The following is a 10,796-nucleotide window of genomic DNA, read 5'->3' on the forward strand; positions in this document are numbered from 1 at the left end:
CCTGACTCAGTTTGCGCACAAACTTCAACTGCAGATTTAGCTGCCGCTGTAGCGTTTACAACCTCTGTAAAGCGAGCTTTCTCTGTGTAGTTTTGGTAAGCAGGAAGTGCGATTGCTGCAAGGATACCGATGATTGCAACAACAATCATTAGTTCGATTAGGGTGAAACCTTTGTGGTTTTTAGTATTCATGTTCATCATGGTTTTTCTCCGGGACGTGTATAACACGTAAAGTTTAAATCTAATTCAAATTGACGTTTATACCCGAGTCGTCCATTTAACGCCCCTGGTACTTGATACTCAGTATAGAATTTTATTTGTTACTGACAAGTATAGGCAAATATACCTATGTCTAGCTTTTTCAGTATGACACGGTTCGCCGCGCCTTGGCAGGCTTTATCACTTGAACTTTCGTATAAAAGTTAATGACTTAAGTGCGTATGCCTATCTATACACAAAAAGCATTATTGAGAAATGACTGAACAGAATGACGAGTAATCGTATTGTAAGTTATACATCTACTCGGTGATTTAAAATCACTGTGCAACCTCAATCATTAAGGTCTCAGTAATTAAAGCCACAGTATAGGGAAGTGATAATTGCGATAACGTAAATTTCACTGAAACACTGTAGCTTTATAATAAAACACGTGCAACAAAGAAGCCGCGTTATAAAGGTGGAAGTACAAGGGGATAAGCAACACATTCGCTTACCTAATGTTAAATCCACCTTTACAGCTTTTAATTTGGCTCTTTATCTTTCTTGCTCTGCTATGACAAATTAATGCGCAGCGACAAATCAATGGCCTGAACGTGTTTGGTTAAAGCTCCAGATGAAATGTAATCTACGCCTAGCTTAGCGAGAGAAGCCAGTCGTTCATCAGTAATGTTTCCTGATACTTCCAGTTTACATTGACCTTTATTGAGCGCTACTGCCTGTTGGATCTGTTCGTTAGAAAAATTATCCAGCATGACAATGTCGGCACCTGCACCAAGGGCTTGTTCAAGCTCGGTTAAATTCTCTACCTCTACTTCAACGGGCTTGCCCGGCATCATTGTTTTCGCTCGGCTTACGGCTTTCTCTATGTTTCCGCAAGAAAATATGTGATTTTCTTTAATTAAGAATGCATCGAACAAACCCACACGATGGTTTTGACCACCACCACAACGCACCGCGTATTTCTGTGCGTGCCGCAAACCTGGCAACGTTTTGCGGGTATCGAGAATTTTAGTGTCGGAGCCATCTAAATACTTAGCGTAAAAGGCAGTAACAGTGGCGGTTGCCGACAGGGTTTGTAGGAAGTTAAGCGCCGTACGTTCTGCCGTCAATATCGCGCGAGCAGAGCCTTCCAAACTAACCAGTACGGTGTTGGCATCAACTTTGTCACCATCTTTTACATGCCACGTTAGCGACACCGACTCGTCGATTAGTGCAAATGCTTGGTTTGCCCATGCGATTCCACAAACCACGCAAGGCTCTCGCGTGATAATAGTGGCTTTTGCATTAACGCTTTCATCTATCAGGTTCGCCGTAATGTCGTTTGCAGCATTTAATTCGCCGCCAAGATCTTCAATAAGCGCGTTCGATACTTGCTCTCGAATCGCTTGCATGTCTGGTGATGTCATCTTCATCGCTATGATCTATGCTATCTGTGTATTTAAAGGGTACGCAATATTAACCATTCTCCGCGCTGAGTAAACTCTAATTGGCGAAGAACACTCATTCCCAGCAATATATGGTCATCTTGCATACCGGGGTTTAAGTTTGCTTTTACATCGCGCACCACGATTTCACCAATGCGCAAGGTTTCAATGGTCGATTCGGCGACTCTTACAACGCCGTTAGCTGTGCTGGCTAACCCTTCTCGACCCGCTTTGAGTTGAAGCTTGTTAGCCAAATGAGCGGGAACGGCCACGTCAGTTGCACCTGTATCAACAAGAAATACGACTTCCTCACCATTAATATAACCTGTTGTCACATAGTGACCTTGGCGATTTTGCTTAAGTCGGACTTCGGTTTGTGAACCAATACGCTCTGATGTTGGTTCGCTATTTGGGTTAATTTGTTTTTCTAAAAGATCTGAGAAAACAAAAACCAGTAGACCAAAACCGCAAATCCAAGCAAGCGCAACCATCCATTTACCCGTCGACGCTGTCGGGTCTTGTTGTTCATTCATGCTTCTACCTTTCTTATAATAGTGGTGCACCGCTTTTCGTATTGCTAAATACTCGGCGTAATCTCTTAAGCAAAGGACTAACGTGCTGATTAGCTTATTAGAATGCAATGTATAGCCCTATACACTTATATCCATATACAATGTAGGCTATAACGCAGAAAATCAATTATCGAAGCAAATACTATGGTGCTTTACAACGAAGCAAAGTACACAGCAAGTCCGCATTATGATGCCCGTCCTGACAGCGCAGACGTTAGCCTGTTAGTGATACACAATATTTCACTACCTCCTTCACAGTTTGGTACGCCGGGCATTCGCCAATTGTTTACCGGAACCCTCAATCCTGATGAACATCCTTTCTATAGAGAAATTGCTGGGTTACGGGTCTCTGCTCATTGTGTAATTTATCGAACGGGTGAAATAGAGCAATTTGTGCCCTTTGAACAGCGGGCATGGCACGCGGGCCTGTCTTCATTTCAAGGCCGCAGCCGCTGTAACGACTATGCTATAGGTATTGAACTTGAAGGTACTGATACGTTGCCTTACACCGATGCACAGTACCAAGCCCTTGGCGAACTCACTGATTTTATTACGAGATACTATCCTCGGATCACTTTAGGGCGTATCGTAGGCCATAATGATATAGCACCAGGGCGAAAAACTGACCCTGGTGCATCTTTCGATTGGGCAAGATATAGAATGCGCGTTGCTGGGTTTAAATAATTTAACTAATCCGCACTGCAGAAAAAAGGAAACTCAATACCTATGATGTTAATGAGCTTGCTATTAGTTCTCAGCCTCGAGCGGTTGATAACAAAAACACCTAATTGGCATATTGAAAAGTATGCCGCTCAATATCGTGCTTTTCTTCAAGATAAAGGGTTGATTAAGTTTCAAGAAGGAAATGAAGATGAGGAGGGAATTAAAAAGGTCTCATCCACAGCACTTTATTTCTATCTTTTACTTCCCGCAGTAGTGCTGGGAGCAATTGAATACTGGGTACTTGGCGCATTTCTTACGTTTATAGAGCAAAGCATAATTTTGTTCATCTGTATTGGCTGCCCTGCATTGCGAGCCGTCTACAAGAGTTTTTTGAATGCTGCTGACCGAGGTGACCTTCAGGCGTGCAGTATGTACACCGACCAATTAGGGCATTGTGCAAGTCAATCAGACAGTGACGGAAGTGCGGGTACAGAAGGCAAAACTTTTGGCCAACACCTTACCTGGCTTAACTATCAACACTATGCCGCTGTGATGCTGTGGTTTATTGCTTTTGGTGCACCTGGCGCGCTGTTTTATAGCTTGAGTCGAAGCACAACCGAGGCATTGTGTGATGCAAATCACCCTTTAAAAGCCGCTGCGGGAAGATTAATGTTTGCGCTCGATTATATTCCTGTTCGCGTTACCGCTTTTGGCATGTTGATGATGGGACATTTCTCACGAGCGTTGCCTGAGTGGATTAAGTATGCACTTCAGTTCGATGTACCTGCATACGATGTGCTTACACAAATTTCTTCGAAAGCTGAGATTCTAACGCCTGATGAACAGCAGTTGCAGGCTGAAAATGCAGCAATAGAACCGAAGGTGCTTGTAAAGTTAGCAAAACGTAATGTTATTTTTCTTCTTGTAATAACATCAGCGCTCACGCTTGTAGGCAGTCTTGCATAGTCATTATTTTTAACATTTACTAGCCTACTTGGCTTAGAAGGGCGTTTGGTCTATTTATTAATTGTATGTAGATCAGGCGCTTTGCCCCTATTACTGCATTCTCCCTTCCTCATCAGACCAGTTTGCGGTTACTGATTTTTCTTAACAAATTCAACAATAAAGCTTAACACCCAGCAAAAGGTAAATGCTTTGCTATGCTTGTGAGTATTTACCTCGAAATCGATCTGCCTTAAACTAGATAGGTAAAATGGTATTACCAATTGTGTTTGTGATTAAATATTCCACGATTATTTTTTACATTCACCGCTCTTATAACGTCGCTATTGTTATAGAGCAGGGTTTAAATAAAAGGATATGTAGCGCGCATGCGGCAGCAGCGAAAAAAACTCTCTGATGTGATTACCGAGCAACTCGAGTCAATGATACTCGACGGTACGTTATTGGCTGGTCAGAAATTACCGCCAGAGAGAGAGCTTGCGCTTGAATTTGATGTATCGCGACCTTCGCTTAGGGAAGCCATTGGTAATTTACAGGCACGTGGGTTGGTAGAACGTAAGCAAGGCGGCGGTACGTTTGTTAACCGCAACCTTAATTCTGCCATGACAGACCCCCTAATGGACTTAGTTAGCCAGCGTCCTGAAACTCAATTTGATTTGCTTGAATTTCGTCATGCGCTTGAAGGGATGGCGGCGTACTATGCAGCACTTCGTGGTCAACCTGAAGATTACAACGCATTGAAGCAAGCATTGAACGACGTACCTACGCCTAAAGCGCACGAAAGCAAGCGTGCCCAAGCTGAGGCGCTAGGACAGTTTTATATCATTATGGCAAGAGCATCACACAATATGGTGTTGTTGCACGTAATGAGCACCATGCAAAGCATGCTGGTGGACAATATTGAACGAAACTTTGACATGCTGGCAGCGCACCCTGAAGCGGTGGAAGACATTGCTAAGCAGCGTCGTGAAATTGTAGAAGCCATTGCTTCTCGCGACCCTGAAGCTGCGCGTCAGGCATGTAATACGCATTTGGCGTTTATTGAAAAAACGCTATTAACCATTAATCAACGCGATACCCGCGTACAGCGCGCATTGCGACGATTAGAGATTTAGTTACTAGTCTGACTTTTTATAAGATAAGGGCTAGATAGCTATTCATTCGCAGAGGCCGGTCAGGTTTTTCCTGTGCCACTGCAAAAGCAGGTGAGCCAGATTGGGTCACTGTGAGTACAACGTAATTTAGTTTTCCTTCTTTTAGCGCCTTTAAGAGTAAAGGCAATGCTAAGGGAGGATTTTCTATATAAGCAAAAAATAGGATGGCACCATGTCTGATATGATGCACCAAGATGTAGATCCTCAAGAAACTAAAGAGTGGATTGATGCGCTTGAGTCGGTTTTAGAAGAGGAAGGCGTAGAACGCGCCCATTATTTACTCGAAAAACTTATTGATAAAGCACGTCGCAGCGGAGCGCATCTACCGTATGACGCAACTACTGCCTACATCAATACTATCCCAGCAGCGCAAGAGCCAAAAATGCCTGGCGACTTGACCATCGAAGCGCGCATCCGTGCGGCGATTCGTTGGAACGCATTGATGATTGTATTGCGTGCATCTAAAAAAGACCTAGAGCTTGGTGGCCACATTGGTAGCTTCGCATCATCGGCTATGCTTTACGATGTTGGCTTTAACCACTTCTTCAAAGCGCCTAACGAAAATCAAGGCGGCGACTTTATTTTCGCTCAGGGCCATATTTCTCCAGGTATTTATGCGCGCTCATATATGGAAGGCAACTTAACTGAAGAGCAGTTAAACAACTTCCGTCAAGAGTGTGCTGGCGATGGTCTGTCGTCTTACCCACACCCTCACTTGATGAAAGACTACTGGCAATTCCCAACCGTATCTATGGGTCTTGGTCCACTTCAAGCTATTTACACAGCGCGCTTCCTTAAGTACCTAACTAACCGTGGTATCAAAGACTGTTCAGGTCAGCGCGTTTACTGCTACATGGGTGACGGTGAGTGTGATGAGCCAGAGAGCTTGGGTGCAATTGGTCTTGCTTCTCGTGAAGGCCTAGACAACCTAACGTTTGTTATCAACTGTAACCTTCAGCGTCTAGACGGCCCGGTACGTGGTAACGGCAAAATTATCCAAGAACTTGAAGGTACGTTCCGCGGCGCTGGCTGGGAAGTAGTGAAAGTTATTTGGGGTAGCTACTGGGATGAGCTACTGGCTCGTGATAAATCTGGCAAGCTTATCCAGCTTATGGGCGAAACGGTAGACGGTGAATACCAAAACTGTAAAGCCAAAGGCGGCAAGTACACCCGTGAAAACTTCTTCAACAAGTATCCTGAAACAGCGGCACTTGTAGCGAACATGTCTGACGACGATATCTGGCGCTTGAACCGAGGTGGTCACGATCCAGTTAAGGTATTCGCAGCTTACCAGAAAGCCATTGATACGAAAGGACGTCCAACGGTAATCCTTGCTAAAACGGTTAAAGGTTTCGGTCTAGGTGCATCAGGCGAAGCACAAAACGTAGCGCACAACGTTAAGAAAATGGACGTTGATTCAATCAAAGCGTTCCGCGATCGTTTCAATATTCCAGTAGCAGACGAGAAAATTGCTGACCTACCTTACTTCAAGTTCGACGAAGACAGCGAAGAAATGAAGTACCTTCGCGAGCGTCGTGAAGCTCTAGGTGGTTACTTGCCTTCTCGCCGTGAACAGGCTGAAGAACAGCTTGAAATTCCTGAGCTAAGTGCATTCGACGCCATCTTAAAAGGTTCAGGTGACCGTCAAGTATCGTCAACCATGACGTTTGTACGTGTACTTAACGCGCTATTAAAAGATAAGAAAATTGGTAAGCGTATTGTGCCAATTATTCCTGATGAAGCCCGTACATTCGGTATGGAAGGCTTATTCCGTCAGGTAGGTATCTACGCCAATGAAGGCCAGAAATACGTACCTCAAGATGCCGACCAAGTCGCTTACTATCGCGAAGATAAGAAAGGTCAGGTATTACAAGAAGGTATTAACGAGCTAGGTGCAATGGCATCGTGGGTTGCGTCGGGTACGTCTTACTCAACGTGTAACGCTACCACTATTCCGTTCTACATCTACTACTCGATGTTTGGTTTCCAACGTGTTGGTGACTTGGCATGGGCAGCAGGCGATAGCCAAGCACGTGGTTTCCTTTTAGGCGCAACTGCGGGTAGAACCACACTTAACGGTGAAGGTCTACAGCACCAAGACGGCCACTCACATGTTCAAGCGAACCTAATTCCTAACTGTATTACTTACGACCCAACGTATGGTTACGAAGTAGCAGTTATCGTTCAAGACGGTCTACGTCGCATGTACGGTAATAACGAGAATATCTTCTATTACCTAACATTGATGAACGAGAACTATCAGCACCCTGCAATGCCAGAAGGTGATGATGTTGCTGAACAGATCATTAAAGGTATCTACAAGCTTGAGCGTGTTGAAAATGACAAGTCTAAGCTGAATGTTCAGTTGATGGGCTCAGGCACTATCTTGAACGAAGTGCGTAAAGCGGCGCAGATTCTTTGTAACGACTACAACGTATCTTCTGACGTTTACTCAGTAACCTCGTTCAACGAGCTAGCGCGTGAAGGTCAAGACGTAGCACGCTGGAACATGCTAAACCCAGAAGCTGAGCAAAAAGTACCTTACATTGGTCAGGTAATTACGAAAGACGCAGGTCCTGCGATTTCTGCCACTGACTATGTGAAGAACTACTCAGACCAAGTACGTGCGTTCATCGAAACTGAATACCGCTGCCTAGGTACAGACGGTTTCGGTCGAAGCGATAGCCGTGAAAACTTGCGTACTCACTTTGAAGTTAATGCGTCATACATTGTGGTGGCATCACTTTACGAATTGGCTCAGCGCGGTGACGTTGAGAAGAAAGTGGTAGCAGAAGCCATTAAGCGTTTTGAAATTAACGCTGAAAAACTTAACCCACTTTACGCGTAAGCCAGATAAGGTATTTTACATATGTCAGATATTCAAAAGATTATCGTACCCGACGTAGGCGGTGACGAAGTTGAAGTTATCGAGCTATGTGTTGCCGTAGGCGACAACATTGAGGCTGATGAAGGCGTTGTTACTGTTGAAAGTGACAAGGCGTCAATGGACATCCCAGCACCGTTTGAAGGTGAGATTGTAAGCCTAACTGTATCAGTAGGCGATAAAATCAAAGAAGGCGATGTGATTGGTGAAATGAAAGTTGCCAATGGTGACAGTGCCGATAAAGGCGCGTCTGAAGAAAACGCTTCAGATGAATCTTCTAAAGAAGATGCACCTAAGCAAGAAGAAGCACCAAAAGACGAAAGCAAGTCAGAAGCAGCGCCAGCTGCGTCTGGCAGCAGCGAAGTGATTGAAGTTGCAGTACCGGATATCGGTTCTGACGACGAAGTAGACGTAATCGACGTATTGGTTTCAGTGGGCGACACCATTGAAAAAGAAGATGGGCTAATTACCCTTGAAACCGATAAAGCAACCATGGACGTTCCTTCAACACACGCAGGTACGGTGAAAGAAGTATTCATCAGTACTGGCGATAAAGTGAAAGAAGGTACGGTAGTGATCAAGCTTGAAGTAGCGGGCTCAGGCTCGACTTCAAGTGAATCGGCGTCTAGCGATGCTTCTTCTGAAGCATCTGCACCGGCTGCGCAGGAAAGTGCAAAGCAAGAGTCAGCACCAGCCGCGTCTTCAGGTAGCGAGACTATCGAAGTTGCTGTACCAGACATTGGTGAAGACGGTGAAGTTGACGTTATCGATGTACTTGTATCAGCTGGCGATACCGTTGAAAAAGAAGACGGTCTTATCACGCTAGAAACTGATAAAGCGACTATGGATGTGCCTTCAACACATGCAGGTACGATTAAAGAAGTCTTTATCAAAGCGGGTGACAAAGTTAAGCAAGGCACCTTGGTTGTTAAGCTTGAGACCAGCGGTGGTTCGTCTTCAAGTGCAGCTGAAAAGCCTGCTGAAGCGCCTAAGCAAGAAGAGACTAAACAAGACTCACAGCAAGAAGAGACTCAACAAGGGTCACAGCAGGAAGCCTCGCAAGGTCGCTCTCCTGTGCCTCCAGCGCCAGAAGCCAAGAATACAGGTAAAGCACATGCTTCTCCTTCGGTTCGCCGTATTGCTCGTGAGTTTGGTGTAGACCTTACTCAAGTTAACGGCTCTGGTCCTAAAAACCGTATCTTGAAAGAAGACGTTCAAGCCTATGTGAAAGCTGAGCTTGCGAAACCTCGCACAGCAGCAGCTTCAGGCAGTGCGCCTGTGGGCGACAACGTACTTCAAATCGTTCCGGTTAAGCCTGTTGATCACAGCAAGTTTGGCGAGATTGAAGAACAAAAGCTTTCTCGAATTCAAAAGATCTCTGGACCGTTCTTACACCGTAACTGGGCGACTATCCCGCACGTTACGCAGTTCGACGAAGCAGATATCACAGAAGTTGAAGAATTCCGTAAAGAGCAAAACGCTTACCACGCGAAAATTAAGTCTGGTCTTAAGATCACACCACTAGTATTCGTTATGAAAGCGGTAGCGAAAGCGCTTGAGAAATACGAAGTATTCAACTCATCACTGTCTGACGACGGCGAGAGCTTAATCATTAAGAAGTTTATCAACATTGGTATTGCGGTTGAAACACCGGGAGGCCTTGTTGTACCTGTTATTCGTGACGTGAATAAGAAAGGTATTGAGCAGCTGTCTCAAGAGCTTATTGAAACATCTAAGAAAGCCCGTGAAGGCAAGCTTAAAGCGGCTGACATGCAGGGTGGAACGTTCACTATCTCTAGTCTAGGTGGTATTGGTGGCACGGCGTTTACGCCTATTGTAAATGCACCAGAAGTCGCCATATTAGGTGTGTCTAAGTCTGAGATGAAGCCTAAGTGGAATGGTAAAGAGTTTGAGCCGCGCTTAATGGTGCCGCTAAGCCTGTCATACGACCACCGAGTCATCGATGGTGCGGTAGGTGCAAGATTCTCTACTGAGGTTGCTGCAAACCTAACTGACTTACGCAGAATCATACTTTAAATAAAAGGTCGAAAAAGTTTACAATATCAGTAACATTTTCGACGATTTTATAAGCCCATTTGGTGGCATTTAGGTTATGCTATTACACAAAAGTAATAGCATGACCCTACAAGAACAGGATTGAGGTTCACAATGAGCGAAATTAAAACGCAATTGGTGGTACTGGGCGGCGGCCCTGGCGGTTATTCAGCAGCATTCCGTGCGGCTGACTTAGGTATTGAAACAGTTATCGTAGACTCACGCGACACGCTTGGTGGTGTTTGTCTTAACGTTGGCTGTATCCCTTCAAAAGCCCTTCTTCACGTTGCTAAAGTAATGAAAGAAGCGAAGCACCTTGCTAGCCACGGTGTATCGTTTGGCGAGCCTACCATCGATTTAGATAAAATCCGCGAATACAAAGACGGCGTTGTTAAGCAATTGACAAATGGCCTTAGCGGTATGTCTAAAATGCGTAAAACCAAGCATGTACAAGGCTTCGGTAAATTTACAGGCGCAAACACCCTAGAAGTAAAAAATGGTGACGACGTTACTACTATTACTTTCGAGAAAGCAATTATCGCTGCGGGTTCTGAGCCAGTAAGCCTACCGTTCATCCCAGAAGATGATCGTGTAATCGACTCAACTGGCGCACTGGAAATGAAAGATATTCCAGAGAAAATGCTAGTTCTAGGCGGTGGTATCATCGGGCTAGAAATGGGTACTGTATACGAAGCGCTTGGCTCGAAAATCGATGTAGTTGAATTCTTAGACCAGCTAATTCCTGCAGCTGATAAAGACATCATGAAAGTGTTCATGAAAGACTACAAAGACAAGTATAACATTATGCTTGAAACCAAAGTGACTGCGGTTGAAGCAAAAGACGACGGCTTGTACGTAACATT

Annotated in this window: 9 protein-coding genes; 6 read left to right on the forward strand and 3 right to left on the reverse strand. The window is 44.8% G+C overall.

Features of this window, described 5'->3' with window-relative positions; all coding sequences use genetic code 11:
* The 3 genes from QVA83_RS01875 to QVA83_RS01885 form a co-directional block, all read right to left on the reverse strand.
* On the reverse strand, nt 1-200 hold a 200-nt coding region (locus QVA83_RS01875; RefSeq protein WP_287498076.1), incomplete at its 3' end, for a pilin.
* 569 nt (nt 201-769) lie between these two features.
* Nucleotides 770-1,624 (reverse strand): carboxylating nicotinate-nucleotide diphosphorylase, encoded by an 855-nt coding sequence (gene nadC, locus QVA83_RS01880; protein WP_014977217.1) that lies wholly within the window; start codon nt 1,622-1,624, stop codon nt 770-772.
* Between the two features lie 32 nt (nt 1,625-1,656).
* Complete coding sequence (locus QVA83_RS01885; RefSeq protein ID WP_014950400.1) at nt 1,657-2,175, reverse strand: retropepsin-like aspartic protease family protein; 519 nt, start codon at nt 2,173-2,175, stop codon at nt 1,657-1,659.
* 183 nt (nt 2,176-2,358) lie between these two features.
* On the opposite strand from QVA83_RS01885, the gene ampD reads away from it, so the two are divergent.
* From ampD to QVA83_RS01915, 6 genes are all read left to right on the forward strand, one after another.
* Nucleotides 2,359-2,898, forward strand: coding sequence for a 1,6-anhydro-N-acetylmuramyl-L-alanine amidase AmpD (gene ampD / locus QVA83_RS01890; RefSeq protein WP_101565567.1), 540 nt, complete (start codon nt 2,359-2,361; stop codon nt 2,896-2,898).
* 42 nt (nt 2,899-2,940) lie between these two features.
* Nucleotides 2,941-3,843 carry a beta-lactamase regulator AmpE gene (gene ampE, locus QVA83_RS01895; RefSeq protein ID WP_156078729.1) on the forward strand — a complete coding sequence of 301 codons (903 nt, stop codon included), beginning with the start codon at nt 2,941-2,943 and terminating at the stop codon, nt 3,841-3,843.
* A gap of 365 nt (nt 3,844-4,208) precedes the next feature.
* Nucleotides 4,209-4,955 carry a pyruvate dehydrogenase complex transcriptional repressor PdhR gene (gene pdhR / locus QVA83_RS01900; RefSeq protein WP_014950397.1) on the forward strand — a complete coding sequence of 249 codons (747 nt, stop codon included), beginning with the start codon at nt 4,209-4,211 and terminating at the stop codon, nt 4,953-4,955.
* A 211-nt stretch (nt 4,956-5,166) separates the two neighbouring features.
* Nucleotides 5,167-7,842: a pyruvate dehydrogenase (acetyl-transferring), homodimeric type gene (gene aceE / locus QVA83_RS01905; RefSeq protein WP_014950396.1), complete on the forward strand. Its 2,676-nt coding sequence runs from the start codon at nt 5,167-5,169 to the stop codon at nt 7,840-7,842.
* Nucleotides 7,843-7,863: 21 nt separating this feature from the next.
* Nucleotides 7,864-9,915: a pyruvate dehydrogenase complex dihydrolipoyllysine-residue acetyltransferase gene (aceF, locus tag QVA83_RS01910; protein ID WP_156078728.1), complete on the forward strand. Its 2,052-nt coding sequence runs from the start codon at nt 7,864-7,866 to the stop codon at nt 9,913-9,915.
* 132 nt (nt 9,916-10,047) lie between these two features.
* A partial coding sequence (locus QVA83_RS01915) for an FAD-dependent oxidoreductase (RefSeq protein WP_287498077.1) occupies nt 10,048-10,796 on the forward strand: 749 nt, incomplete at its 3' end.

Origin of the sequence: Alteromonas sp. AO-Serp (assembly GCF_017849675.1) — a bacterium.
GTDB classification, from domain to species: Bacteria; Pseudomonadota; Gammaproteobacteria; order Enterobacterales; family Alteromonadaceae; genus Alteromonas; species Alteromonas macleodii.